At 76.1% G+C, this 24,200-nt stretch carries 20 protein-coding genes and 5 pseudogenes; 17 read left to right on the top strand and 8 right to left on the bottom strand.

Annotated features, from left to right (window positions below):
• The first annotated feature begins 95 nt into the window (after positions 1 to 95).
• From BJF88_RS06405 to BJF88_RS06390, 4 genes are all read left to right on the top strand, one after another.
• A complete protein-coding gene (locus BJF88_RS06405) occupies positions 96 to 314 on the top strand; it encodes a helix-turn-helix domain-containing protein (RefSeq protein WP_075828188.1) in 219 nt (72 codons plus the stop codon).
• Complete coding sequence (locus BJF88_RS06400; RefSeq protein WP_222843936.1) at positions 311 to 880, top strand: Clp protease N-terminal domain-containing protein; 570 nt, start codon at positions 311 to 313, stop codon at positions 878 to 880. Before BJF88_RS06405 ends, BJF88_RS06400 begins: the two co-directional genes overlap by 4 nt.
• A 103-nt stretch (positions 881 to 983) precedes the next feature.
• A complete protein-coding gene (locus tag BJF88_RS06395) occupies positions 984 to 1,895 on the top strand; it encodes a chloride channel protein (RefSeq protein WP_139315938.1) in 912 nt (303 codons plus the stop codon).
• Positions 1,859 to 2,317 (top strand): chloride channel protein, encoded by a 459-nt coding sequence (locus tag BJF88_RS06390; protein WP_075828185.1) that lies wholly within the window; start codon positions 1,859 to 1,861, stop codon positions 2,315 to 2,317. Before BJF88_RS06395 ends, BJF88_RS06390 begins: the two co-directional genes overlap by 37 nt.
• Positions 2,318 to 2,341: 24 nt before the next feature.
• Here the strand turns inward: BJF88_RS06390 and pcrA are convergent.
• Positions 2,342 to 5,132 (bottom strand): annotated as a pseudogene (pcrA, locus tag BJF88_RS06385) (DNA helicase PcrA).
• A gap of 155 nt (positions 5,133 to 5,287) precedes the next feature.
• Between pcrA and BJF88_RS06380 the strand changes: the two are divergent.
• On the top strand, positions 5,288 to 5,665 hold the full coding sequence (locus tag BJF88_RS06380; protein WP_075828184.1) for a VOC family protein: 378 nt from the start codon (positions 5,288 to 5,290) through the stop codon (positions 5,663 to 5,665).
• A 31-nt stretch (positions 5,666 to 5,696) separates the two neighbouring features.
• On the opposite strand, the gene BJF88_RS06375 is transcribed toward BJF88_RS06380, so the two are convergent.
• Together BJF88_RS06375 and BJF88_RS06370 are read right to left on the bottom strand one after the other, a co-directional pair.
• Positions 5,697 to 6,179: a DUF456 domain-containing protein gene (locus tag BJF88_RS06375; protein ID WP_075828206.1), complete on the bottom strand. Its 483-nt coding sequence runs from the start codon at positions 6,177 to 6,179 to the stop codon at positions 5,697 to 5,699.
• A gap of 144 nt (positions 6,180 to 6,323) precedes the next feature.
• Positions 6,324 to 6,689, bottom strand: coding sequence for a hypothetical protein (locus BJF88_RS06370; protein WP_075828183.1), 366 nt, complete (start codon positions 6,687 to 6,689; stop codon positions 6,324 to 6,326).
• A 47-nt stretch (positions 6,690 to 6,736) separates the two neighbouring features.
• On the opposite strand from BJF88_RS06370, the pseudogene BJF88_RS23185 reads away from it, so the two are divergent.
• The 7 genes and pseudogenes from BJF88_RS23185 to cobA all read left to right on the top strand — a co-directional run.
• A pseudogene (locus tag BJF88_RS23185) lies at positions 6,737 to 7,480 on the top strand (glycosyltransferase family 2 protein); the annotation flags it as partial.
• A gap of 340 nt (positions 7,481 to 7,820) precedes the next feature.
• Positions 7,821 to 8,702 (top strand): glycosyltransferase family 2 protein, encoded by an 882-nt coding sequence (locus BJF88_RS06360; RefSeq protein WP_075828182.1) that lies wholly within the window; start codon positions 7,821 to 7,823, stop codon positions 8,700 to 8,702.
• A gap of 289 nt (positions 8,703 to 8,991) precedes the next feature.
• A complete protein-coding gene (locus BJF88_RS06355; RefSeq protein ID WP_075828181.1) occupies positions 8,992 to 10,770 on the top strand; it encodes a nitrite/sulfite reductase in 1,779 nt (592 codons plus the stop codon).
• A gap of 209 nt (positions 10,771 to 10,979) precedes the next feature.
• On the top strand, positions 10,980 to 11,663 hold the full coding sequence (locus BJF88_RS06350) for a phosphoadenylyl-sulfate reductase (RefSeq protein ID WP_369824503.1): 684 nt from the start codon (positions 10,980 to 10,982) through the stop codon (positions 11,661 to 11,663).
• A gap of 8 nt (positions 11,664 to 11,671) precedes the next feature.
• A pseudogene (gene cysD, locus BJF88_RS06345) lies at positions 11,672 to 12,665 on the top strand (sulfate adenylyltransferase subunit CysD).
• On the top strand, positions 12,665 to 14,065 hold the full coding sequence (locus BJF88_RS06340; protein WP_083648914.1) for a sulfate adenylyltransferase subunit 1: 1,401 nt from the start codon (positions 12,665 to 12,667) through the stop codon (positions 14,063 to 14,065). The pseudogene cysD and the gene BJF88_RS06340 overlap by 1 nt, the downstream one beginning before the upstream one ends.
• A gap of 7 nt (positions 14,066 to 14,072) precedes the next feature.
• Positions 14,073 to 15,463, top strand: a pseudogene (gene cobA / locus BJF88_RS06335) (uroporphyrinogen-III C-methyltransferase).
• Positions 15,464 to 15,588: 125 nt separating this feature from the next.
• On the opposite strand, the gene BJF88_RS06330 reads toward cobA, so the two are convergent.
• The 3 genes from BJF88_RS06330 to BJF88_RS06320 form a co-directional block, all read right to left on the bottom strand.
• Positions 15,589 to 16,584: a hypothetical protein gene (locus BJF88_RS06330; protein ID WP_075828180.1), complete on the bottom strand. Its 996-nt coding sequence runs from the start codon at positions 16,582 to 16,584 to the stop codon at positions 15,589 to 15,591.
• A gap of 142 nt (positions 16,585 to 16,726) precedes the next feature.
• Entirely contained in the window at positions 16,727 to 17,344 is a 618-nt protein-coding gene (locus tag BJF88_RS06325; RefSeq protein WP_369824502.1) for a LuxR C-terminal-related transcriptional regulator, read from the bottom strand.
• Between the two features lie 80 nt (positions 17,345 to 17,424).
• Entirely contained in the window at positions 17,425 to 18,834 is a 1,410-nt protein-coding gene (locus tag BJF88_RS06320; RefSeq protein WP_139315937.1) for an ATP-binding protein, read from the bottom strand.
• A gap of 136 nt (positions 18,835 to 18,970) precedes the next feature.
• On the opposite strand from BJF88_RS06320, the pseudogene BJF88_RS23180 reads away from it, so the two are divergent.
• From BJF88_RS23180 to BJF88_RS19895, 3 genes and pseudogenes are all read left to right on the top strand, one after another.
• Positions 18,971 to 19,243: pseudogene (locus BJF88_RS23180) on the top strand (PspC domain-containing protein); the annotation flags it as partial.
• Between the two features lie 586 nt (positions 19,244 to 19,829).
• Entirely contained in the window at positions 19,830 to 20,471 is a 642-nt protein-coding gene (locus BJF88_RS06310; RefSeq protein ID WP_075828179.1) for a LiaF domain-containing protein, read from the top strand.
• A complete protein-coding gene (locus BJF88_RS19895) occupies positions 20,468 to 20,974 on the top strand; it encodes a hypothetical protein (RefSeq protein ID WP_187346202.1) in 507 nt (168 codons plus the stop codon). The genes BJF88_RS06310 and BJF88_RS19895 overlap by 4 nt, the downstream gene beginning before the upstream one ends.
• Positions 20,975 to 21,132: 158 nt before the next feature.
• Here the strand turns inward: BJF88_RS19895 and BJF88_RS23175 are convergent, their stop codons facing one another.
• The gene (locus BJF88_RS23175; protein ID WP_075828177.1) at positions 21,133 to 21,933 is read right to left on the bottom strand and encodes a hypothetical protein; all 801 of its coding nucleotides are present in this window, start codon (positions 21,931 to 21,933) and stop codon (positions 21,133 to 21,135) included.
• Between the two features lie 212 nt (positions 21,934 to 22,145).
• Between BJF88_RS23175 and BJF88_RS06295 the strand changes: the two genes are divergently transcribed.
• Both BJF88_RS06295 and BJF88_RS06290 read left to right on the top strand, forming a co-directional pair.
• A complete protein-coding gene (locus BJF88_RS06295; RefSeq protein ID WP_075828201.1) occupies positions 22,146 to 23,288 on the top strand; it encodes a glycosyltransferase family 4 protein in 1,143 nt (380 codons plus the stop codon).
• 145 nt (positions 23,289 to 23,433) lie between these two features.
• Positions 23,434 to 23,814 (top strand): VOC family protein, encoded by a 381-nt coding sequence (locus BJF88_RS06290; protein WP_075828200.1) that lies wholly within the window; start codon positions 23,434 to 23,436, stop codon positions 23,812 to 23,814.
• A gap of 13 nt (positions 23,815 to 23,827) precedes the next feature.
• Here the strand turns inward: BJF88_RS06290 and BJF88_RS06285 are convergent, their stop codons facing one another.
• Positions 23,828 to 24,169: a DUF2200 domain-containing protein gene (locus BJF88_RS06285; protein ID WP_075828199.1), complete on the bottom strand. Its 342-nt coding sequence runs from the start codon at positions 24,167 to 24,169 to the stop codon at positions 23,828 to 23,830.
• Between the last annotated feature and the right edge of the window lie 31 nt (positions 24,170 to 24,200).

Here is a 24,200-nt window from a genome sequence, read left to right as displayed (position 1 = left end):
TTCGTCACGTCGCCACGGCTCACACCCGGAGCGCTCGGCGCGCTCGGTGTCAATCCAGGTTGACGCGGCGTACAGTGTCAACCTACATTGACAGCATGCCGACCTTCGACGTGCAGGACGCGAGCAGCCCCGACCCGGACGTCGGCCTGCGCGCCGTGCGGTCGTTGCGCACGCTCGCCGAGCGGCTCGAGGCCCTCCAGGTGGAGCACGCGCGGGCCGCGGGCTGGTCGTGGCAGGAGATCGCGGAGCGGCTCGGCGTGAGCCGGCAGGCGGTCCACAAGAAGTACGGCACGTCCCGAGACCGGAGGTCATGATGTTCGAACGCTTCGCGGCCGATGCCCGCTCGGCCGTCATCGACGCCCAGGAGATCGCCCGACGCCGGGGCGCGCGGTCGATCGAGGCGGTGCACCTGCTGCTCGCTGTGGCCGAGCAGGACGGCCCCGCGGCCCGCGCGCTCGGCGCGACCGGGGTGACGGCACCGGCCCTGGACCGCCTCGCCACGGCGACGGAGTCGGCGGACGCGCTCGACCGGGACGCTCTCGCAGCGCTCGGCATCGACCTGGACGCGGTGCGCGCTCGGACCGACGCGACGTTCGGCGCCGGTGCGCTCGAGCGCGCGGGCCGGCGGCGACGACGCGGCCACCTCCGGTTCACGACGGAGGCGGCGAAGGCGCTCGAGCGCTCGCTGCGCGAGGCGATCGACCTCCGCTCCCGCTCGATCGACACCGGGCACGTGCTCCTCGCCCTGCTGCGCGCGGACGGCACGACGGCGCAGCGCACCCTGGTCGCCGCGCTCACCGAGGCGGGTGCCGACGCCGACGCGCTGCGCGCGGCGCTGGAGGGCCCCCGCGCGCACGGCGACGGCCGAGCCGCGTCCTGAGGACCTCCCTGCCCTCTCGGCCGGTCCGCGCCGCACCGCACAGCACCGCACCGGGGTGTCCGGCCGCCGCGACGCCCGGTCGTGGGCGTGGTTCACTCGCGGTATGTCGGGCGACCGGGCGCAGGCACGCCAGCTCGGGCTCCTCCTCGCCCTCGCGGCGCTGGTCGGCGTGGTCGCCGCGGGTGCCGCGACCGCCTTCACGTCGCTCGTGCACGCTGCCGAGGACTTCCTGTGGCACACGGCGCCGTCGGCGCTCGGGGTGGACGAGCCCCCGTGGTGGTGGGTGCTCGGCCTCCTCGTCGTCGGTGCCGGCGTCGTCGCCCTCGCTCTCCGGCTCCCCGGACGCGGTGGTCACCACCCGCTCGACGGGCTGTCGTTCGACGTCCTGCCGCGCCAGCTCCCGTCCGTGCTCCTCGCCGCCTTCGGCTCGCTGGCGTTCGGCGCGGTCGTCGGGCCGGAGGCCCCCCTCCTCGCCCTCGGCGCGGGGATCGGCGTGGCCGCGGCCCGTGCGGTCGCGTCGGACGCGTCGCGCGTGGTCGTCCTCGCGGGCGCGGGGGCGGCGATCGGCGTCGTCCTGGGCAACCCGGTCGTCACCGCGCTCCTGCTGCTCGAGGCGCTTCTCCACGCGTCACGGCCCGAGGGTGGTCCCGGCCCGGCGCGGGCGATGGTGCCGGTCCTCGTCGCACTGGGCGCGGGCGAGCTCGTGCGCGTCGGGGTCGACGGCTGGCCCGGCGTGCACACCGCCACGCTGAGCACGGGGCAGCTCGCCGCCTACCCGACCGTGCAGGTCGCGGACCTCGCGTGGGGACTGCTCGCCGCGCTCGTGACGACGGCGCTCGTCGTCGTCGCCCTGCGCGGCGCGGAGTCCCTGCGGCGCCTCGCCCGCCGGTCGCCCTCCGTCGCGCTCGTCGCCGCGGCCTGGCGGTCGGCGCGCTGGCGCTCGGCGCCCGCGCCGTCTCCGGTGTCGGCGTCGACGTCGTGCTCTTCTCCGGTCAGCAGTCGCTCGGCACGGTGACGGCGACGACGGCCGTGGGCACGCTCGTCGTGGTCGCCGTGGCGAAGGCCGCCGCGTACGCCCTGAGCCTCGGCGCCGGGTTCCGCGGGGGCGAGATCTTCCCGGCCGTGTTCCTCGGTGCGGCGGTCGGCACGGCGGCGGCCGCGGGGCTTCCCGGGGCCGCGGTGGGCGCGCAGGTCGCGTGCGGCATCGCGGCCGGCGCCGCCGTCGCGCTCGGGATGCCGGTCACGGCGCTGACGCTGGCCGTCCTGCTGTGCGCGAGCGCGGGACCGGCCGTCACGGTCCCCGCGATCCTCGGGGCGGTGGTGGGCACGGTCGCCAAGACGTTCCTCGACACGCGCCGGCAGGGCGTCGAGGCCCCGACCGCCACCGGGTCCGCCGCCGCGTCCGCGACCGCGGACCCGTCCGCGCCGGCCACCTGACCGAGCGGCGCGGGCGGGAGCGGCTCAGATCTTGGTCACCGGCGAGTAGCGCAGCAGGAGCCGCTTCGTCCCGTCCGCGCCGAAGTCGATCTTCGCGACGGCGTTCGGCCCGGCCCCCTCGAGCGCGACGACCGTCCCGAGCCCGTACGCGTCATGGGTCACCTTGTCCCCCACCGACAGGCTCGGGATGTCGGCGTCCTGCCGCGGCGTCGCCGACCCGAACGTCGCCCCGCCGCTGCCTCCTCCGGACGACCGCCCGGCCGACCCGGACGACGAGCGGGCCGGGGCCGAGGACGCCGGGTCGTGGCGGGTCTGGCGGGAGCGGTCCGAGGAACGAGGACCGCGGATGGTAGACCCGGCGTCGTCGGCCCCGGACCGCGAACCCGACCACGACCCGCGGTACCCGCCGGAACCCCGCCCCCAGACGGACCCGCCGGCGCGCAGCGTCTGCATCGACGACTCCCGGCGCCGCCAGTCCCACAGCTCCTCCGGGATCTCCTCGAGGAACCGGCTGGGCGGGAACTCGTTCGCCATCCCCCAGGCGGACCGCACCGCGGAGCGCGACACGTACAGCCGTTCGCGCGCCCGGGTGATGCCCACGTAGGCGAGGCGCCGCTCCTCGGCGAGCTCGGCGTCGTCGTGCAGGGACCGCATGTGCGGGAAGGTACCGTCCTCCATGCCGGTGAGGAACACGACGGGGAACTCGAGCCCCTTGGCGGTGTGCAGGGTCATGAGGGTGACGACGCCGGGGTCCTCCTGCTCCTGGTGCTCGCCGTCGCCATCGCCGTCGGTGTCGTCGCCGGAGTCCTCGGTGGGGATCTGGTCGGCGTCGGCGACGAGCGAGACACGCTCGAGGAAGTCGGACAGCGTGCCCTCGGGGTCGAGCTCGGTGAACTCGGCCGCGACGGCGTGCAGCTCGGCGAGGTTCTCGACGCGTGTCGCGTCCTGCGGGTCGTCGCTCGCGCGCAGCTCGGCGAGGTAGCCGGTGCGGTCGAGGACGGCACCGAGCACGTCGGCGGGCGTCGCGCCCGAGCCCGCGAGCTCGCGCAGCCCGGTCATGAGCTCGGCGAACGCGCGCAGCGGGTTGAGCGTGCGGTTGGTGAGGCCGGGGATCTCGTCGATGCGGCCGAGCGCGGCGCCGAACGAGATCCGCTCGCGGTCAGCGAGCGCCGCGACGGCGCCCTCCGCCCGGTCGCCGAGACCGCGCTTGGGCACGTTCAGCACGCGGCGCAGGTTGACGTCGTCGTCGAGGTTGTCGATCGCCCGCAGGTAGGCGACGGCGTCCTTGACCTCGCGCCGCTCGTAGAAGCGCGTGCCGCCGACGACCTTGTACGGCAGGCCGACGCGGATGAGCACCTCCTCGAGGGCGCGCGACTGCGCGTTGGTGCGGTAGAACACGGCGACGTCGCCGGGGCGCACGCCGCTCGTGTCGCCGAGGCGGTCGATCTCCTCGGCGACGAACCGCGCCTCCTCGTGCTCGTTGTCCGCGACGTAGCCGATGACCTTGGCGCCCGCGCCGGAGTCGGTCCACAGGCGCTTGGGCTTGCGGTCGGGGTTGCGCGAGATCACCGCGTTGGCGGCCGACAGGATGTTTTGGGTCGAGCGGTAGTTCTGCTCGAGCAGGATGGTGCGCGCGTCCGGGTAGTCGGCCTCGAACTCGAGGATGTTGCGGATGGTGGCGCCGCGGAACGCGTAGATCGACTGGTCGGCGTCGCCGACGACGGTGAGCTCGGCGGGGTCGAGCGCGGGCACCTGCGCCTCGCCGGTGCCGCTCGTCGCCGGGTCGGTCGCCGCGGAGCCCGCGCCCACGCCGGCGAGCTCGCGCACGAGCACGTACTGGGCGTGGTTGGTGTCCTGGTACTCGTCGACGAGCACGTGGCGGAACCGGCGCCGGTAGTGCTCCGCCACGGCGGGGAACGCCTGGAGCAGGTTGACCGTGGTCATGATGATGTCGTCGAAGTCGAGGGCGCTCGCGGCCTGCAGTCGTGCCTGGTAGCGCGTGTAGACGTCCGCGAGCACCTGGTCGAACTCCGGGATCTGCGCGCCGCGCGCCCCGGGGTGCTCGGCGAGCCCGTCCTCGGTGGCGCGGGCGCGGACTCGCGCGCGTACGTCTCGGGGTCGACGAGCTCGTTCTTGAGGTCGGAGATCCTGTTCGCGAGCGAGCGCGCCGTGTACTTCTTCGGGTCGAGGTCGAGCTCACGCGTGACGAGCGTGATGAGCCGCTGCGAGTCGGCGGCGTCGTAGATGGAGAAGCTGGACCGCAGACCGAGCGTCGTCGCCTCGCGGCGCAGGATGCGCACGCACGCCGAGTGGAACGTCGAGACCCACATGCTGCGCGCCGCCGGCCCGACGAGGTGCTCGACGCGCTCGCGCATCTCGCCGCGGCCCTGTTCGTGAACGTGATCGCGAGGACCTGGCCCGCGCGCGAACGCCCGGTCGCGAGCAGGTGCGCGATCCGGTGCGTGAGGACGCGTGTCTTGCCCGAGCCCGCGCCGGCCACGATGAGCAGCGGGCCGCCGGCGTGCACCACGGCCTCGCGCTGCTGAGGGTTGAGCCCCTCGAGCAGGGCCTCCGGGTCGATGTGCGCGTAGCGGCCGCGGCGCGTGCCGGCGTCCTCGACGCCTGCGCGTGCCGCGTCGTCGCGCGACGCACCCGCGGAGCGCACCGGCGCGCCCGCGGCGTCGGGCACCGCGGCGTCGTCGGTCCAGCGCGGCGCCGTGCGCGGCAGGCGCGACTCGCCGCCGTGGTCGACGCGCGGGCCGTCGAACAGCGTGTCGAGGCCGGGCAGCGGAAGGTTCTCGAAGAGCGATGTCATGGCCCTCCCAGCGTAGGCGCCCGGGCCGACACCGCGGGCCACGCGCGCGGCGGCGCGGCCGCCGGCCCCCGCGGCCGCGGGCGATGAGTTCGCGCCGTGCGCGACGTCACCACGGCAGGTGCCGCGCGACCGCGCGGCCGGAGGGAGAGCTCGCCATGACCACCACGCACCTGACGGACGTGCACACCGTCGCCGTCCCGGTCGCGGACCAGGACCGCGCCCTCGCCTTCTACACCGGCACGCTGGGGCTCGAGGTCCGCATGGACGGCGAGCTCCAGGAGGGCTTCCGGTGGATCGAGGTCGCGCCGGCGGGCGCGACGACGTCGCTCGCCCTCGTCCGTGCCGACGGGCAGCCGACCGGCGTCGACACGGGCATCCGGCTGCTCACGTCGGACGCGGCGGCCGACCACGAGGCGCTCACGGCCGCGGGGGCGGACGTCGACGAGCTGCTGCGCTGGGACGGGGTGCCGCCGATGTTCGCGCTGCGCGACGTCGACGGCAACGCGCTCTACGTCATGCAGCCCGGCGGCTGACTGCGGCCGGTGCGGGATCCGGCGCGCGCGCTCACACGACGAACGCGCCGACGAGCCACGTCGCGGCCGCGAGGAGCCCGCCGAGCAGCTGGACGAGGATCGTGATGCCGGTGGCCTGCATCGCGGCCACCGTCGCGCGCCACGCCGCGCGCCGGTCGCGGCGCCGGACCAGCTCGGCGAGGAAGACGGCGAGCACGAAGCCCACGAACAGGCCCACGACGGGGATGACGAAGAAGCCGACCACGCCGGCGACCCCGCCCCAGACGAGGGTCGACCATGGGACCTCGGCCCGGCGCATGTGCCGCCCGGCGAGGACGTACTGCGCGACCTCGGCCGCGACGACGAACACCGCCGCGAGGGCGAAGCACACCCACGCCGCGGCCCCGCCCGTGACGACCGCCCACACCAGCACCGCGCCCAGCACGAGCACGTTCCCCGGCAGGACCTGCACGACGATCCCCACGAGACCGACGAGGATCGCCAGGCCGACCAGGACCTCTCCACCCACGCTCACGCGCGCCACTCTCGCACGTCAGCGGGCGCGCGCGTCCAGCACCGGACGTGTCGGGGTCGGCACGGGCGAGACCGGCAGGCCGCGACGAGATCGGCAGCCCGGGGTCGCCGATCTCGGCCCGACCTGCCGATCTCGCGCGCGACGTCAGTTCCAGAAGACCGCGACGAGGATGTTGACGAGGGTGAGCCCGCCGATCGCGTGCTTGACGCCCGGCGCCACCGCGCCGTCGCTCGCGCGGGCGCCCTGCCGCTTGGCCACGAACGCGAGGACGGCGATGACGAGGGCCACGACGAGCTTGACGCCGATCTTGGCCATGCTCGGGCCGCCGTCGCCCCAGACGGAGGCCTCACCGATGCCGACCATGAGCACGCCCGCGACGAGCGCCGTGAGCGCACCGTGGAAGACTCCCGTGTACAGCCCGGGCGACCCGAGGGAGGCGAGGTAGCCGCCGAGCACGATGGCCCAGCCGATGAAGTGCAGCGCGACGAAGACGTTGTAGAGGAACTCCATGGCGGCACCCTATTTGCTGACGCCGACGTCAGGAAAGCCGGGACGACGTGAGATCGGCCGCACCCCGCGGCCGTTTGCGAGCGGCTCGAGCCGCGCCTAGAACGACGCTATGGCCCTCCCCACGCACCGCTCCTCCGCGACCGCGCCCGCCGAGCCCCTGGACGCCGGACCGGGACCCGTCGAGCGGGGCGGCGGAGCGCGTCGCGGCGACCACCGACGACGCGCCGGCGGCCGACGGGCGGACCGCGGTCGTCGTCATCACCCACGACCGGCGCGACGAGCTCCTGCGCACCCTGCGGCACCTCGAGCGCCTGCCGGAGCGGCCGCACGTCGTGGTCGTGGACAACGCGTCGACGGACGGGACCGCCGACGCGGTGCGCGCCCGGCACCCGGGCGTCGAGCTCGTCCGGGCAGCGTCGAACCTGGGAGCGGTGGGGCGCAACGTCGGCGTCGAGCGCGTCGTCGCGCGGGGCGGGGCGACGTACGTGGCGTTCTGCGACGACGACACGTGGTGGGACGCGGGCTCGCTGCGCGCGGCGGCCGACGCCCTCGACGCGAACCCGCGCCTCGCCGTCGTGACCGCCCGGATCGTCGTCGAGCCCGCCGGGACCGAGGACCCGGTGGTCGCGGAGCTGCGCGACTCCCCCGTGCGCCCCGCGTTCCCGCTACCCGGGCCCGCGCTCGGCAGCTTCCTCGCCGGCGCGTCCGTCCTGCGGGTCGAGGCGTTCCAGCAGGCCGGCGGCTTCTCCCCGCGCCTGTGGCTCGGCGGCGAGGAGGAGCTGCTCGCGGCGGACCTCGCCGCTGCCGGGTGGGAGCTGTGCTACCTCGAGGACCTCACCGTGCACCACGCGGCGTCGCCCGCGCGCGACCGGTCCCGCCGCGCGCGCGACGGCGTCCGCAACACGCTGTGGTTCACGTGGCTGCGACGCCGCGGCGCCGCCGTCGTGCGCCGGTCCTGGGCGGTGGTGAGCAGCCTGCCACCCACGCGCGAGGCGTGGCTCGGCGTGCTCGACGCCGTCCGCGGACTGCCGTGGGTCCTGCGCGAACGACGCGCGCTGCCACCCGTCTCGAGGCGCGCTTCCGTGCCCTCGAGACCTCCCAGCGCACCTCGACCGCCCGCCGGTACGGCCGATGACGGCCGAGCAGACGACCGACGCCGGGACGCCCGTCGTCGAGGACGACCGCGTGACCGTCGTCGTCATGAGCAAGGACCGCGCGGAGGACCTGCGCGCGTCGCTGCCGCGTCACCGCGCGCCGGTCGTCTACGTGGACAACGGGTCGGCCGACGGCAGCCCCGGCACCGCGGCCGACGTGCGCCCCGACGCCGAGGTGGTGCGCCTGCCCCGCAACGTCGGGTCGCTCGCCCGCACGGTCGGGATCGAGCGCGCGGCGACGCCGTTCGTCGCGTTCGCCGACGACGACTCGTGGTGGGCGCCCGGGTCCTTGCGGCGCGCGGCGGACGTGCTCGCGGCGGACCCGTCGGTCGCCGTGGTCGTCGCCCGCGTGCTCGTCGGGCCCGAGGAGCGCGAGGACCCGATCGTCCCCGCGCTGCGCCACTCGCCCCTCGACGCGACCGACCTGCCGGGCCCGCGCGTCCTCGGGTTCATGGCGTGCGCCGCGGTCGTGCGCCGCGACGCCGTGCTCGACGTCGGCGGGTTCGACCCGGCCGTCCGCTTCCCCGGCGAGGAGGAGCCGCTCGCGCTGCGTCTCGCCGCGACGGGCCGGGCGATCGTCTACCGCGACGACGTCGTGGTCCACCACCACCCGTCGCCGTCGCGCCACGCGCCGCCGCAGCGTGCGGCGGCCGTCGCCCGCTCGGCCGTCGCGACGGCGCTGCTCCTGCGTCCGTGGCCCGTGGTGCGCGTCCGCACCGCACAGGCCTGGCGCACCGGCAGGCTGAGCGCCCTGCCGACGGCGCGCCAGGCGTGGTCCGCCCTGCGCCGCCGCACCCCGCTCCCGGCGGCGGTGGAGCGCGACCTGGCGCTGCTCGACCGGAGCCGCGGGGACGGATGAGACGCGGGTCCGCCATGCGGACGCCGTCTTCCGGCTCCCGAGACCGGCGTGTACGGTTCTCGGCATGACCACGGCAGCCCGCACCCTCCTCGTGACCTCGCGTCACGGGATGCCGGCGTGCGCGCACACGTGTCTCAGCTGTTGTCGCTGAACCGCGCCTGACTCAGCGCGAGCCCTGCTCGCTCCCCTCCTGAGACCCGGCGCGCGCGTCGGTCCTCAGCCCTCTCGCACCCTCGCTGAGCGCTCGTCGTCGCGCGTCCCCGCACCGACGAGGACACCGAGGTACCCGATGACGCAGGCCCCGACTGCGCACGACACCGCACCGAACCCGGCCCGCACCCCCGGCGAGCGTCCGACCCGCACCCCTGGCGAGCGCCCGGCACGGCCCGCCCGCGCGGCCCGGCCGAACGGGCAGTGGAAGGTCGACGGCACCGAGCCGCTCAACGCCAACGAGACGTGGAAGCAGCAGGACGGCGGGCTGTCCGTCCGCGAGCGCATCGAGACGGTCTACGCGCGCGACGGCTTCGACTCGATCCCGGGCGACGACCTGCACGGCCGCTTCCGCTGGTGGGGGCTGTACACGCAGCGCAAGCCCGGGATCGACGGCGGCAAGACGGCGACGCTCGAGCCGCACGAGCTCGAGGACCGCTACTTCATGCTCCGCGTCCGCATCGACGGCGGCGCGCTGACGACCGAGCAGCTGCGCGTGATCGCCGGCATCTCCCGCGAGTTCGGCCGCGACTCCGCCGACATCACGGACCGGCAGAACATCCAGCTGCACTGGGTCGAGGTGGAGGACGTCCCGGAGATCTGGCGCCGCCTCGAGTCGGTCGGGCTCCAGACCACGGAGGCGTGCGGCGACGTGCCGCGCGTCGTGCTCGGCAGCCCCGTCGCGGGCATCGCGGCGGACGAGCTGATCGACGTCGGACCGGCCGTCGCGGGGATCACCGAGAAGTACATCGGCGTCCCCGAGCTCGCGAACCTGCCGCGCAAGTTCAAGACGGCGCTCACCGGCCACCCGAGCCAGGACGTCGTGCACGAGATCAACGACGTCGCGTTCGTCGCCCACCGCCACCCCGAGCTCGGCGTCGGGTTCGACCTGTGGGTCGGCGGCGGGCTGTCGGCGAACCCGCGGCTCGGCGAGCGCCTCGGCGTCTTCGTCACCGAGGAGCAGGTGCCCGACGTGTGGCACGGCGTCGTGCAGATCTTCCGCGACTACGGCTACCGCCGGCTGCGCAACAAGGCCCGCCTGAAGTTCCTGCTCGCCGACTGGGGGCCGGAGAGGTTCCGGCAGGTGCTCCAGGACGAGTACCTCGGGTACGCGCTGCCCGACGGCCCGCCCGCGCCCAAGCCGCCGGTGCCGGGCGACCACGTCGGCGTGCACAAGCAGAAGGACGGGCTGAACTACGTCGGCGCGGCCCCGTACGTCGGCCGGGTCTCGGGCACGATCCTGGCGAACGTCGCCGACCTCGCCGAGTCGGTCGGGTCGCGGCGCGTGCGCCTCACGCCGCACCAGAAGCTGCTCGTGCTGGACGTCCCCGACGAGCACGTCGAGCACGTCGTCTCGACGCTCAAGGCCCACGGCCTCGACGCGAACCCGAGCCCGTTCCGCCGCAGCACCATCGCCTGCACGGGCATCGAGTACTGCAAGCTCGCGATCGTCGACACCAAGGACACCGCCACGGCGACGATCGACGAGCTCGAGAAGCGGCTCGGCGACCTGTCGCACATGAAGCCGCTGTCCCTGCACGTCAACGGGTGCCCGAACTCGTGCGCGCGCATCCAGACGGCGGACATCGGCCTCAAGGGCCAGCTCGTCATGGACGACGACGGCGAGCAGGTCCCGGGCTTCCAGGTCCACCTGGGCGGGGGGCTGGCCTCGGACGACCGCGAGGAGGCCGGGCTCGGCCGCACCGTGCGCGGGCTCAAGGTCACGGCGACCGACCTGCCGGACTACGTGGAGCGCGTCGTGCGCCGGTACGAGGCCGCACAGTCGGGCAAGGACGGCGGGGACCGCGAGACGTTCGCCCAGTGGGCGCACCGCGCGGACGAGGAGGCGCTGCAGTGAGCGGGGACGTGGAGGCCGCGGCCCGGCCCGCGCCGTCGGGCACGGGAGCAGGCACCGACCCGTTGGCCGCGCTCCGGGCGGCCGCGCGTGCGACGGCCGAGCGGCGCGAGGCCGAGAGGGCCGCCCACCACGCGGAGCGCGAGCGGCAGGGACGGGCGAAGCGCTCGCTCGACGAGCTGCGCGAGATCGCCCGGCGCGGCGCCGCGGAGCTGCACGGCGTCGGCACGCCCGGCCACGACGGCGCCCACGACCGGCCCGAGGCCACGGCCGACGAGGTCGTCGCCTGGGCGGCGCGCGAGTTCGGCACGTCGGTCGCGGTCGCGTGCTCGATGGCCGACGCGGTGCTGCCCCACGTCGTCGCGGCGCAGATCCCCTGGGTCGACGTGCTGTTCCTCGACACCGGCTACCACTTCGCCGAGACCGTCGGGACGCGCGACGCCGTCGAGCAGCAGATGGACGTGACGATCGTCGACGTCCACCCCGAGCTCACCGTCGCGGAGCAGGACGCCGCGCACGGCACGGACCTCTTCTCGCGCGACCCCGGCCTGTGCTGCCAGATACGCAAGGTCGAGCCGCTGCACCGCACGCTCGCAGGCTACGAGGTGTGGGTCACGGGCGTGCGCCGCGACGAGGCGCCGACCCGCACGACCACCCCGCTCGTGACGTTCGACGAGCGGAACGGGCTCGTGAAGATCAACCCGCTCGCGGCCTGGTCGTTCGACGACCTGCTCGCCTACGCCGCGCAGCACCAGGTGGTCCTCAACCCCCTGCTGAACGACGGGTACCCCTCCATCGGGTGCCGGCCGTGCACCCGGCGCGTCGCGCCGGGCGAGGACCCGAGGGCCGGCCGCTGGGCGGGCCTGGACAAGACCGAGTGCGGACTCCACGGATGAGGACGGCCATGACGACCACCGACCTGACCACCGCCCCCACGGCGACCACCGGCGCGCCGGACCCGGCCACCGCCGTCCCCGCCGCCGCGCTGCCCGGCGCGCGCCGGCTCTCCCAGCTCGACGCGCTCGAGAGCGAGGGCATCCACATCGTCCGCGAGGTGGTGGCCGAGTTCGAGCGGCCGGTGCTGCTGTTCAGCGGCGGCAAGGACTCCGTGGTGATGCTGCACCTCGCGGTCAAGGCGTTCGCGCCCGGCCCGGTGCCGTTCCCCGTGCTGCACGTCGACACGGGGCACAACTTCCCGGAGGTGCTCGCCTACCGCGACGCGACGGCCGAGCGCCTGCGCCTGCGGCTCGAGGTCGCGCGCGTGCAGGACTACCTCGACGACGGCCGCCTGCGCGAGCGCGCCGACGGCACGCGCAACCCGCTCCAGACGCAGCCGCTGCTCGACGCCATCTCGGGCACCGGTTCGACGCCGTGTTCGGCGGCGGGCGCCGCGACGAGGAGAAGGCGCGCGCCAAGGAGCGCGTGTTCTCGCTGCGCGACGAGTTCGGCCAGTGGGACCCGCGCAACCAGCGGCCCGAGCTGTGGAACCTCTACAACGGGCGCCACCGGCCGGGCGAGCACGTGCGCGTCTTCCCGCTGTCGAACTGGACCGAGCTCGACGTGTGGCGCTACATCGCCCGCGAGCGCATCGAGCTGCCCGGGCTGTACTACGCGCACGAGCGCGAGGTGTTCGACCGCGACGGCATGCTGCTCGCCGTCGGGCCGTACTCGGCGCCCCGGACCGAGGCCGAGGCCGCGTCCGTGCGCACCGAGACCGTGCGGTACCGCACGGTCGGCGACATGTCCTGCACGGGCGCCGTCCGCTCGGACGCGGCCGCCGTCGAGGACGTCATCGCGGAGGTCGCGGCCACGCGCATCACCGAGCGCGGCGCGACGCGCGCCGACGACCGCCTCTCCGAGGCGCCATGGAGGACCGCAAGAAGGAGGGGTACTTCTGATGGGCACGCCCACCACGCGCTCGACGGCCGCACCGGCCGCACCGCTCCCGCTCGACGACGACCGCCGCGGCACGCTGCTGCGTCTCGCGACCGCCGGCTCCGTCGACGACGGCAAGTCGACGCTCGTCGGGCGGCTGCTCTTCGACTCGAAGTCCGTCCTCGCGGACCAGCTCGACGCCGTGGAGCGCGTCTCGCGCGACCGCGGCCTGGAGACCGCGGACCTCGCGCTGCTCACCGACGGCCTGCGCGCCGAGCGCGAGCAGGGCATCACGATCGACGTCGCGTACCGCTACTTCGCGACCGCGCGCCGGTCGTTCGTCCTCGCGGACTGCCCCGGGCACGTGCAGTACACCCGCAACACGGTGACGGGGGCGTCGACGGCGGACGTCGTCGTGCTGCTCGTCGACGCCCGCAAGGGGCTGCTGGAGCAGACGCGGCGCCACCTCGCGGTCGCGAGCCTGCTGCGCGTGCCGCACGTCGTGGTGGCCGTGAACAAGATCGACCTCGTCGACTACGCGCAGGCACGGTACCTGGAGGTCGAGCGCGGCGTCGTCGCGGCCGCGGCGTCGCTCGGCCTCGCCGACGTGCACACGATCCCCGTCTCCGCGCTCGTCGGCGACAACGTCGTGGACCGCAGCGACCGCACGCCCTGGTACGACGGCCCGAGCCTGCTCGAGCTGCTCGAGGAGCTGCCGGCCGGCGACGACCCGGACGCGGAGTCGTTCCGCTTCCCCGTGCAGGTCGTCATCCGGCCGCAGACGGGGATGACGGCGACGGCGGACGCGGACCGCTTCCGCGACTACCGCGGGTACGCCGGGCAGGTCGCGTCGGGCGTCGTCCGCGTCGGCGACGAGGTCGTCGTGCTGCCGTCCGGCCGCCGCACGACCGTCGCCGGGATCGACACCGCCGACTCGCTCGCGCGCGGGGAGGAGCTGACCGAGGCGTTCGCCCCCCAGTCCGTGACGCTGCGCCTGACCGACGACGTCGACCTCGCCCGCGGCGACCTCATCGCCGCGGCGGACGACGCGCCCGACGTCACGCAGGACGTCGAGGGCACGGTCGCGTGGCTGGGAGACCGCCCGCTCCTCCCGGGGTCGCGCGTGCTGCTCAAGCACACGACGCGCACCGTCCAGGCCGTGGTGCGCGACGTCGTCGGGCGCCTCGACCTCGACACCGCCGAGCTGGAGCCCGCCGAGCGGCTCGAGCTCAACGACATCGGGCGCGTGACGCTGCGCCTCGCGGCCCCGGTGGCCGCCGAGGAGTACGTGGTCGCGCGCCGGACCGGGGCGTTCCTGCTCGTCGACGCCCAGGACGGCGGCACGCTCGCCGCCGGCATGGTCGGCGACGCGCTCGCCGCGGCCCGCCGGCCCGCGGAGCGTCCCGGCTCCTACACGATCTGAGGCGACCATGACCGAGACCTCCGCCACCGCCGCGTCGGGCACCCCCGACGCGCGAGTTCCCGCGCACCACGAGACGTACCCGCTCGGGCTGCGGGTGGCCGGCCGGCTCGGCGTCGTGGTCGGCGGGGCCCGGTCGCGGCACGCCGTGCGCGCGGGCTGCTCGACGCCGGGGCGCAGGTGCGCGTCGTCGCCCCGTTCGTGTGCGAGGACCTGGCGGTGCTCGTCGCGTCGGGCGCCGTGGCCTGGGTCCGCCGGGACTACCTCACCGGCGACCTCGACGGCGCGTGGCTCGCCCACACCGCGACGGGCGACCGCGCGGTCGACGCGCTCGTCGCGGCCGACGCCGAGGCGGACCGCGTCTTCTGCGTCACCGCGGGCGACGCCGGGCTGGGCAGCGCGTGGGTGCCGGCGGTCGCGCGCACGCGCGTGCCGGGGCTGCCCGGGCTGCCCGGTGCCGACGGCGGTGCCGCCCCGGGCACCGACGTCACGGTCGCGGTGAACGCGGGCCGCGACCCCCGACGGGCGCAGCGCGTGCGCGACGCCGTGGCCGCGCTCCTCGAGACGGGCGAGCTGCCCCTGCGCGCGGTGCGCACGACGTCCCCGGCCGCACCGTCGGACGACGGCGCCGCACTGCTCGCAGGCGCCGGACCCGTGACCGCCCCGCTCGTGCGGCCGGTCGGGTCGGTCGCGCTCGTCGGCGGCGGACCGGGCGACCTCGGTCTCATCTCGGTGCGGGGCCGCCGTCTGCTCGCGGAGGCGGACGTCGTCGTGGTCGACCGGCTCGGGCCGCGCGGCCTGCTCGACGAGCTCGCGGACGACGTCGTCGTCGTGGACGTCGGCAAGACGCCGGGCAACCACCCGGTCCCGCAGACGGAGATCAACGCGATCCTCGTGCACCACGCGCTCGTCGGACGCCGCGTCGTCCGGCTCAAGGGCGGCGACCCCTACGTGTTCGGCCGCGGCGGCGAGGAGCTCGACGCGTGCCGCGAGCACGGCATCCCCGTCGAGGTCGTGCCCGGCGTGACGAGCGCCGTCTCCGTCCCCGCCGCCGCGGGGATCCCCGTGACGCACCGGGGCGTGTCGCGCGGCTTCACCGTGCTCACCGGCCACGAGGACGTCGGCAAGGTTCCGGCCGCGAGCGACCACACCGTCGTCCTGCTCATGGGCGTGTCCCGCCTCGCCGAGACGGCGGACGCGCTCGTCGCGCAGGGCCGCTCGCCGCAGACGCCGGTCGCGGTCGTCGAGGACGGGTACGGGCCGCGCCAGCGCACGACCGTCGGCACGCTCGCGACGATCGCCGACCGTGCGCGGGACGCCGGCGTGCGCCCTCCGGCCGTCACGGTCGTGGGCGACGTCGTCCGCCTCTCCCCCGCCTGGGAGAGCGACGCGACGCCGTAGGCCCGGGTCACCGCACCGGCACGGGCTGCGAGAACCTGTCGTCCGTCGAGGCGCCGCAGCGACAGCTTCTCGCAGCTCGCGACCGTCGCAGTGTCATCACGTCATCACGTCACCGCGTCACCGCGTCACCGCACGCGGGACGGCGTCACGACCCGGGTGCGCGCCTCGGCATCCGGCGCCGGAGCGACGTCCTCCGGCCGGACCCCGCGATCGAGGAACGCCTGCAGCACGCGACCCTCCGTGGCGGGCCACCGCCGGAGCACGTCGTGCGCGAACAGCACGACGACACGCCAGCCCAGGCGCTCCAGCTCCTCCTGACGGGCGACGTCGTCCAACCGCTGCTTCGCCGAGACGAGATGGTGCCGGCCGTCGTACTCCACGGCGATGCGCAGCCGGGGCCAGGACAGGTCCGGCCGGGCCAACCAACGGCCGTCGTCGTCGAACACGTCGGCCCCCACGACCGGGCAGGGGAACCCCGAGGCGACGAGCCGCAGCCGCAGCCGCGTCTCCATCGGCGAGTCCACGAACCGCCTCGAGAGGCCGAGCGCCCGCCGCAGCATCACCGCGCCCCGGCGACCCTCCCACCGGGAGAGCCGCCGCTCCAGCAGCGCGCGAGGGTGCGGCCCACGCCCCCGGACCCCGCGCAGCAGGGCGTCGCTGACGACGACGAGGTCCGCGAGCCCGAACGCCCCGGGCTCGGCATCGGACGCCGCGCCGAGCGCACCCAGGTCGGCCCACGTCCGGTCCGGCGTCGTCACGCGCAGCCCGTGCAGCCGGGCGAGGTCCCCGGGCTCGAGGCCCTCGTGCTGGCGGATCGCGCGAGCCGCGACGGGGCGTCGACCGGGCGCCCCGCTGACGTGCAGGTCGGCGACCGGCTCCGCGCCGTGCGGGAGGGGCAGCCCCCACAGGGCCGCCGCGCTGGTGTGGGAGAACCCCGCGTCGTCGGGCAGGACGAGCTGGACCGCCGCGCACACGGCCTCGAGGTCCTGGGCGCGGCGGGCGTCCATGCGGACGCCTCGGACCGGGGCGTGCAGGCGGGAGGCGCGGAGCTGCGCGGGTGTCGAGCCCTGCGCCAGGGCGTCCGCGACCCGGAACGGCAGGGGCGGCAGCGGCGTCGGCACGCGACACAGCCTGCCCGGGTTCGGGCCGCGGGCGGCAGGCCCTGTGGACAACCTCCGGCGCTCACCAGGACCTCTGACGACCTGGGAGAAGATGTCGCCGCTCAGCCCGTCGGCACCGCACCTTCTCGCAGCTCGGCGAGGCTCAGAGCAGACGACGCTGCGCCGCCCAGCGCGTGAGCTCGTGCCGCGACGACAGCTGGAGCTTGCGCAGCACGGCGGAGACGTGGGTCTCGACCGTCTTGATGGAGATGAACAGCTCGGACGCGACCTCGCGGTAGGTGTACCCGCGCGCGATGAGCCGCATGACCTCCTGCTCGCGCGCCGAGAGCCGGTCGAGCTCGTCGTCGCGCACGGCGACGTCGCCCGCGCCCGTGCCGAACGCGTCGAGCACGAAGCCCGCGAGGCGTGGTGAGAACACGGCGTCGCCGCCCGCCACCTGGCCCACCGCCGCGGACAGGTCGGGCCCGGAGATCGCCTTCGTCACGTACCCGCGCGCCCCGGCGCGGATGACGGCGACGACGTCCTCCGCGGCGTCGGACACCGACAGCGCGAGGAACCGCACGTCGCCGAGGACGTCGGCGCAGCGCTGGATCACCTCGGCTCCCCCGCCGCCGTTCCCGCCGGGCAGGTGCACGTCGAGCAGCACCACGGGCGGGCGCAGCGCGTGCACGCGCTCGACGGCCGACTCCACGTCGTCCGCCTCGCCCACCACCTCGACGAGCGCCGGGTCGAGGCTCGCGCGCACGCCCGCACGGAACATGTGGTGGTCGTCGACGAGCACGACCGGCACGGGGCCGACACTCCTGGCGGCGCCGTCGGCGGCGGGGCTCGGGATGGTCGTCACGTCGTCTCCTCGGTGGTCTCGCCGGCCGCGCGCTCGGGCGCGGGCGTCCCGGCCGGGTCGCCGTCGCGGGGCACGCGCAACCGTACTTCCGTGCCCCAGCCCGGTCGACTGATGATCTCGGCCTTGCCCGCCCGGCGCTGCACGCGCCCGAGGATCGACTCGCGCACCCCGAAGCGGTCGGGCGCGACGTCCTCCATGCGGAACCCGTCGCCGCGGTCCCGGACGAACACCTCGGCGGCGTCGGCGCTCACCTCGAGGTAGACGGAGTAGGGCGGGCGCCCGTGCGCGACGGCGTTGACGAGCGCCTCGCGCGTCGCCTGCAGCAGGGCCGCCGTCGCCGGGGTCGGCACGCAGTCGCCCACGACGACGACGTCGACCACCACGGGCCCGGGCTCGGCCTCCGCGCCGCCGACCGCACCGAGGGCCTGCGGGCGGCGGCCGACGCGCCCGTCCTCGACCTCGGCGACGAGGCCGCGGAGCTCGGCGGCGAGCGACGTGCCCGGCGACGGGCGGTCGTCGTAGAGCCACTCGCGCAGCTCGCGCTCCTGCGCGCGGGCCAGGCGCGCCACGGTGTCGGCGTCGGACGCTCGCGCGCGGATGAGCGCGAGCGTCTGGAGCACCGAGTCGTGCAGGTGCGCGGCGATGTCCGCGCGCTCCGCCTCGCGCGCCCGCGCGGCCCGCTCGTCGCCGAGCTCGCGCACGAGCCGCAGCCACCACGGCGCCAGCACGATCGCCGCCCCGGCGAGCACGGCGAGCGACGCGACGGTCGCGCCGATCATCGTCGCCGTCGTCGCGCCCTGGCCGACGAGCAGCACGATGCCCACCAGCACGAGCACCAGCCCGCCCGCGACGCGGACCACGCCGCCGGGCGTGCGTCCCCCGGCGCGGCTGAGCCAGCGGCCGCGCTGCGCGGCGTCGAGCTGGCTCCACGCGAGCGCGGTACCCGCGAGGGCGATGAGCACCGGGATGACCCACGACACCTCGACGTCGACCCCGGCGCGCAGGGCGACCAGCGCGGCCGCGCCGCTGAGCAGGACGACGCCGATCGCGACGTCGCGCACGGGGAGCCTGGTCACCCTGCCCTGCAGGCGCGGGGCGAGACGGGACAGGGACGCCGGCCGTTCCTCCTCGAGCGCGGCCCGCGGGTCGCCCGCGGGCACGGTCACCCACCAGAACACGTACAGCGCGACGCCGGCCCCGCCCGCGAGCGCGAGGAACGCGACGACCAGACGCACGGCCCCGACGGGCACGCCGAGGTGGGCCGCCAGCCCGGCGCACACGCCCCCGACCCACCGGCCGTGCTCGGGCCGGCGCAGCGGCAGACCGGCCCGGGCCGGCGGGGTCACCGCGGACGGTGCGGGCCCGTCGGGAGCGGGGCTCGGGGGCGGGGTCGCCTCGGACGTCACCCCCCGATCGTCACACGCCGGCGCGCCCCTGAGAGGCTCTGGGCGCCGAGACCAGGGTCGTGGCGACCCGGATTCAGGGTCCGGTCAGGGGGGAACCCGATACCCCGGGCGCGGCGCCGCGCGCCAGCATGGACGCATGAGCACACCGCACCTTCCTCCCGGGTCCCCCGCGGGACCGGCGGGGCCGGCCGGACCGGACGAACCGGCCGCCGGGGCCCCGCAGCAGGATCCGTCACGACCGTCGCCCGACGCGGGCAACCGCGCGTCGAGCACCGACGGCTTCTTCGACGCCGTCCGTCGCGCCGGCGTCGCCCGGTCCGACGACCGCTGGATCGGCGGCGTCGCCGCCGGGGTCGCCGAGCGCTTCGGCATCGACCCGCTCGTCGTGCGCGGCATCCTGTTCGTCACCTTCTTCCTCTCCGGCGCGGGCCTCGTCCTGTACGGGGCGGCATGGGCCCTGCTGCCCGAGCGCCGCGACGGGCGCATCCACCTCCAGGAGGCGTTCCGCGGGAACTTCGACGTCGCGATGCTCGGCGCGGTCGCGATGGTGGTCGTCGGCCTGAGCTGGGGCGGCGGCTGGTGGTCGTGGTGGGACTACATGGGCCTCGGGTGGCTGAACGGCCTGTTCTGGGTCGCGGCGATCGTCACCGTCGCGGTCGTCGCGGTCTCGGTGCTCAACCGGCGCGGGCCGCGGCCCGGGACGCAGGGGCCGGGTGGCGCACCGACCTGGTCCGCACCGCACGCCGGTCCGGCCCCGGCACCGGGCGGCGGCAGCGCCCCGGCACCCGACGCGCCGTGGGGTTCCCCGCCCGCGACCGCGCGGGGCCGAGAACTTGGCGGGCCCGTCCGCCCCCGGCGCACCGACGGCGGACGCCCAGCCCACGCCCGCCGGGCCCTACGCGACGACGCCTCCGCCCGCGCCCCCGCGTCCGCCGCGCGCACCGCGGCCGCCCCGACCGCCGCGCCCCCGCGGCCCCGGGTCCGCGACGGTCGGGGTGGTCCTCGGGCTCAGCCTCCTGCTCGGCGCGCTCCTGCTCGTCGTCGACCGCACCGGCGACCTGCCCTGGCCCGTGTTCCTCACGTGGGCCGGCGCGTCGGTGGTGCTCGCCGGGCTGGCGATCGTCGTGAGCGGCCTGCGCGGCCGGACGAGCGGTGGCCTGGGCTGGCTCGCGGTGCTCGCCCTCGTGGTCGCCGTGCCCGCCGCGTCGTGGCACGACGAGCCCCCCGGCTTCGTCGTCGACGACTCGACACGCACCGTCTCCGACGGCACGTACCGGGTGACCGACCCGGACGTCGCGAGCGAGGGCTTCGGCGTCCGCTGGGGCGACCCGACGATCGACCTGTCCGCCCTCGACCTGTCCGACGCCACCGCCGCCGACCCCGTCGAGGTGCCGGTCCAGCTCGGCGCGGGCGACGTGACGGTCGTCGTGCCCGACGGCGTGCCGGTCCGCGCGGAAGTCCAGGTCTGGGCGGGCAGCGCGCGCTGGGAGGTCGACGGCGAGCGCCGCGAGATCAGCGGCGTCAGCTCGCGGCCTGTGACCTTCACCAACGACGAGGCCGACGCCGGCGAGGACCCGCAGCTCGTGCTGCTGGTCGACGTGGGTGCCGGTCAGGCGATCATCGAGGAGGACCGATGAGCCAGGACGACCGTCGCGAGGCTCGCGACACCGACGACACGCTGGAGCTCCGGACGGCCGGGGGCGCGGCGCCGACCCAGCCGCTCGGCGACGCGGTGCTCGGCCCGGCCGGTGGGCCGACCGGCACGACGGCAGCGTCGGGCGGTCCCGCGACGGAGCCCACGGGTGCGGACCGGACTACCGACGAGCCGACGCACCGTACCGACCCCGGGCCCGGTCCCGGCCCGGCACCCGGTTCCGGTTCCGGCTCCGGCTCGGGCTCGGGCTCGGGCTCGGGCTCGCCGAGCGCCACCGCCGAGGCGGTTGCTCCGCCGCGCGGCCCGCGCGTCGGGACGATCGTGTGGGGCTTCCTCGTGATGGCCCTCGGGGCCGCGGTGCTGGCCACCGCGCTCGGCGCCAGCGTGGACGTGGGGCTCGCCGCGATCGTCGTGCTCGCCGTGGCGGGCGTGACGCTCGTGGTGGGGTCCGTCGCGGTCGCCGCACGACGCCGCGGCCGCGGCTGAGGCGCGCCGCCGGGCACCACCGGCGCCAGCACGGAGGGAGCCGTGACGCGACGCGTCACGGCCCCTCGGTCCGCCCGGGACGCGGTCCGCGCACTGCCTCCGGTGCAGCCCGGCGGCAGCGGGTCTCCGGCGTCCGGACGGACGGCTTCCGGCACCCGTCAGGGCCGAGGTGCCTCGCCGCGCCGCTCCGGCTCGTCCGGGCCCGCGGTCGACGGCGGAGCCGCCTCGGGCGAGGAGCCGGGCGAGGTGGGTGCGTCGCTCGGCCGGCCGGCGGACGCCGTGGAGGTGCTGTCCGGACCGGGACCGGTCGTCGTCGGACCCGCCGCGCGTGCCTGCGCCCCCGGGGTCGTGTACGCGGAGGTGCGGTCCGGCCGCGGCGACGGCCCGGGCTCCGGCGACGGTTCCGGGCGCACCGGCGGTGCGGCCGGGGACGGCCCGTGCGGCGCACCGCCCGGGGCGACGTGCCGCCCTCCCTCCGACAGCTCGCCGGACGACGTGTACGCGGCCGGGGTCTCGACGGCGACGCTCGGGCCGCCGGCGAGCCGTCGCAGCGCGGCACCGATGAGGATGAACAGGATGCCGAGACCCACGACGAGCGCGCAGACGCCGAAGGCGACGACCGACGTGTACAGCGACGCGCGCAGGAACGACGCGTTCATCACGGTGTCGCGCGTCGGGTCGTCCTGGTCGAGCTGGGCGTACGTCTGGCCGCCGCTCGCCTCCAGGGCGTGCTGGTCGATGACGTCCGCCTGGGCGTAGGCGGTGAACGGCCCGGCCACGTGGCGCCCCGCGAGGAACGACGCGTCGTCGGAGACGGTGATCTCCTCGGACGAGAGCTCGGTGGCGACGACGATCCACGTGCCGACGCCCGCGAGGACGAGGACGATGCCGGCGATGATGGACACGAGGCCGATGCCTCGGACCCCCCGCGCCGGCGAGACGGTGACGGTGCTCGACATGGTGCGCTCCCCTTCGACAGGACCTTCACGGTCCGTCCGCGGCGCCGCGCCCGTGGCGACACCGCCGCGAGACGGTCGAACCACCCACTCGTGGCCACCGTAGCGACCGCGACGGCGCCGCGCCCGGGGAACACGCGGGCGCGGCACGTCCCGGCGTGCGCCGGACGTGCGCCGATGCGGGGACGCGCCACCGCGGGTGGGAGGATGCGCGCGTGCGCATCGTCCACGTCACCGACTGCTACCTCCCGCTCCTGGGGGGCATCGAGACCCAGGTGGCGAGGCTCGCGCATCAGCAGGCCGCGGCCGGGCACGACGTCGCGGTCGTGTGCACGACGCCGTCCCGCCCCGGCGCGCACGGGATCGGCACGGAACAGGTGGACGGGGTGCGGGTGCACCGCCTGGCGGCGCGCGTGCCCGGCGGGTACCCGGTGCACCCGCGCGCACCGCACCACGTCCGGCGGCTGCTGGGTGCGGAGCGGCCCGACGTCGTGCACCTGCACATGGGCGTGCTCACGCCGTCGACCCAGGCGTCGCTGCGCGCCGTGGTGCGCGCGGGGCTGCCCGCGGTGCTCACCGTGCACAGCGTGTGGGGGTCGGCCGAGCGCTGGTTCGCGGGTCTCGACCGCGTCGTGGGCTGGTCCCGCTGGCCCGTGCTGTGGTCGGCGGTGAGCGAGCTGACGGCCGCGCCGCTGCGGCGCATCGTCGGCGACCACGGCGAGGTCGCCGTGCTGCACAACGGTCTCGACCTCGACGCGTGGCGCGTGCCGCGCACCGAGCGGGCCGACCGCATGGAGGGCCGGGCCGTCCACGTCGTCGCGGCGACACGCTTCGCCCCACGCAAGCGCGTGCTGCCGCTCCTCGAGGCGGTGCGCGACGCGGTGGCGCGCGTCCCCGCCGGCGCCCTGCACGCGACGGTGGCGGGCGACGGCCCCGAGCTCGAGGCGGCACGGCGCTTCGTCGCGGAGCACGCGCTCCGCGACGTCGTGTCGCTGCCCGGGCGCCTCACGGCAACGGATCTCCAGCGCCTCTACGCGCGCGCGGACGTCTTCGCGGCACCCGCGGTGGACGAGGCGTTCGGCATCGCCGCGCTCGAGGGCCAGGCCGCCGGGCTCGTCGTCGTGTCGCGCGCGCAGTCGGGCGTCGCGGAGCGGCTCACCGACGGCGTCGACGCGCTCCTCGCCGACGACGACGCGGGGCTCGCCGACGCGCTGGTCCGGCTCGCCACCGAGGACGGCCTCGTGGACCGGATGGTCGCGCACAACCGGGACGTGCCGCCCGCCGCGGGGTGGCCCACCGTCCTGGCCGAGGTCGAGCGCGCCTACGCGCGCGCGACGGATCTCGCGCGTCGCTCCTGACGCCGCGCGGCCGGGGAAGTCGGCCCGGAAAGTCCTCGCGGCCGCGAGCCGCGGCCGGTACCGTCCCGGACGTGTCCCCGCTGCGGGGCCGGGCACGCGTGGTGCGGCCCCCCGCAGCGACCTGCGACGGAAGGACGTGCCGACGATGGCGTGCCGGATCAGCGAGCTCGTGCTGGAGTGCCGTGACCCCGAGGCGCTCGCCCGGTTCTGGTGCGAGGTCCTCGACTACGTCGTGCTGGGCGACGAGGGCGACGGGTCCCTGGAGATCGGCCCGCGCGAGGGCTTCGGCGGACCGCAGCCGACGATCGTCCTCAGCCGCCACGACACCCCGCAGCCCGGGAAGTCACGCCTGCACGTCGACGTGAACGCCACGGACCGCGACCAGGACGCGGAGCTCGCGCGGCTGCTGGCCCTCGGCGCGCGGCGGGCCGACGTCGGGCAGACCGGCGACGAGTCCTGGCACGTCCTCGCCGACCCCGAGGGCAACGAGTTCTGCCTGCTGCGGGCCCGCCTCGACCCGCTGTGACGGCGGCGCCGGGCTACGCGGCCGGCGCCTCGCCGCGCAGGATCGACGACATCTTCTTCCCGCGCGCGACCTCGTCGACCAGCTTGTCCATCCACCGGATCCGCTGCATGAGCGGGTCCTCGATCTCCTCGACCCGTACCCCGCAGATCACGCCGGTGACCAGCGACGCGTTCGGGTTCATGGCCGGCGCCCGCGCGAAGAAGGCCTCCAGGGAGACCTCGTCCGCGACGGCGCGCGCGAGCCCCGCGTCGTCGTAGCCGGTGAGCCAGGTGACGACCTGGTCCACCTCCGCCCGGCTGCGGCCCTTGCGCTCGACCTTCGCGACGTACAGCGGGTAGATGGTCGCGAAGCTCATCCCGAAGATCTTGTGCCCTGCCACGGTCGAC

This window comes from Cellulosimicrobium sp. CUA-896 (genome assembly GCF_001942335.1).
Lineage (GTDB): Bacteria > Actinomycetota > Actinomycetes > Actinomycetales > Cellulomonadaceae > Cellulosimicrobium.
This window is presented reverse-complemented; position numbering and strand designations above follow the sequence as displayed.

What these genes read in the sequence shown, in the direction of transcription:
- BJF88_RS06405 (WP_075828188.1), top strand. Translation starts at nt 96, where the DNA reads ATGCCGACCTTCGACGTGCAGGACGCGAGCAGCCCCGACCCGGACGTC.
- BJF88_RS06400 (WP_222843936.1), top strand. Translation starts at nt 311, where the DNA reads ATGATGTTCGAACGCTTCGCGGCCGATGCCCGCTCGGCCGTCATCGAC.
- BJF88_RS06395 (WP_139315938.1), top strand. Translation starts at nt 984, where the DNA reads ATGTCGGGCGACCGGGCGCAGGCACGCCAGCTCGGGCTCCTCCTCGCC.
- BJF88_RS06380 (WP_075828184.1), top strand. Translation starts at nt 5,288, where the DNA reads ATGACCACCACGCACCTGACGGACGTGCACACCGTCGCCGTCCCGGTC.
- BJF88_RS06370 (WP_075828183.1), bottom strand. Translation starts at nt 6,689, where the DNA reads ATGGAGTTCCTCTACAACGTCTTCGTCGCGCTGCACTTCATCGGCTGG.
- BJF88_RS06360 (WP_075828182.1), top strand. Translation starts at nt 7,821, where the DNA reads ATGACGGCCGAGCAGACGACCGACGCCGGGACGCCCGTCGTCGAGGAC.
- BJF88_RS06355 (WP_075828181.1), top strand. Translation starts at nt 8,992, where the DNA reads ATGACGCAGGCCCCGACTGCGCACGACACCGCACCGAACCCGGCCCGC.
- BJF88_RS06340 (WP_083648914.1), top strand. Translation starts at nt 12,665, where the DNA reads ATGGGCACGCCCACCACGCGCTCGACGGCCGCACCGGCCGCACCGCTC.
- BJF88_RS06325 (WP_369824502.1), bottom strand. Translation starts at nt 17,344, where the DNA reads ATGTTCCGTGCGGGCGTGCGCGCGAGCCTCGACCCGGCGCTCGTCGAG.
- BJF88_RS19895 (WP_187346202.1), top strand. Translation starts at nt 20,468, where the DNA reads ATGAGCCAGGACGACCGTCGCGAGGCTCGCGACACCGACGACACGCTG.
- BJF88_RS23175 (WP_075828177.1), bottom strand. Translation starts at nt 21,933, where the DNA reads ATGTCGAGCACCGTCACCGTCTCGCCGGCGCGGGGGGTCCGAGGCATC.
- BJF88_RS06290 (WP_075828200.1), top strand. Translation starts at nt 23,434, where the DNA reads ATGGCGTGCCGGATCAGCGAGCTCGTGCTGGAGTGCCGTGACCCCGAG.
- BJF88_RS06285 (WP_075828199.1), bottom strand. Translation starts at nt 24,169, where the DNA reads ATGAGCTTCGCGACCATCTACCCGCTGTACGTCGCGAAGGTCGAGCGC.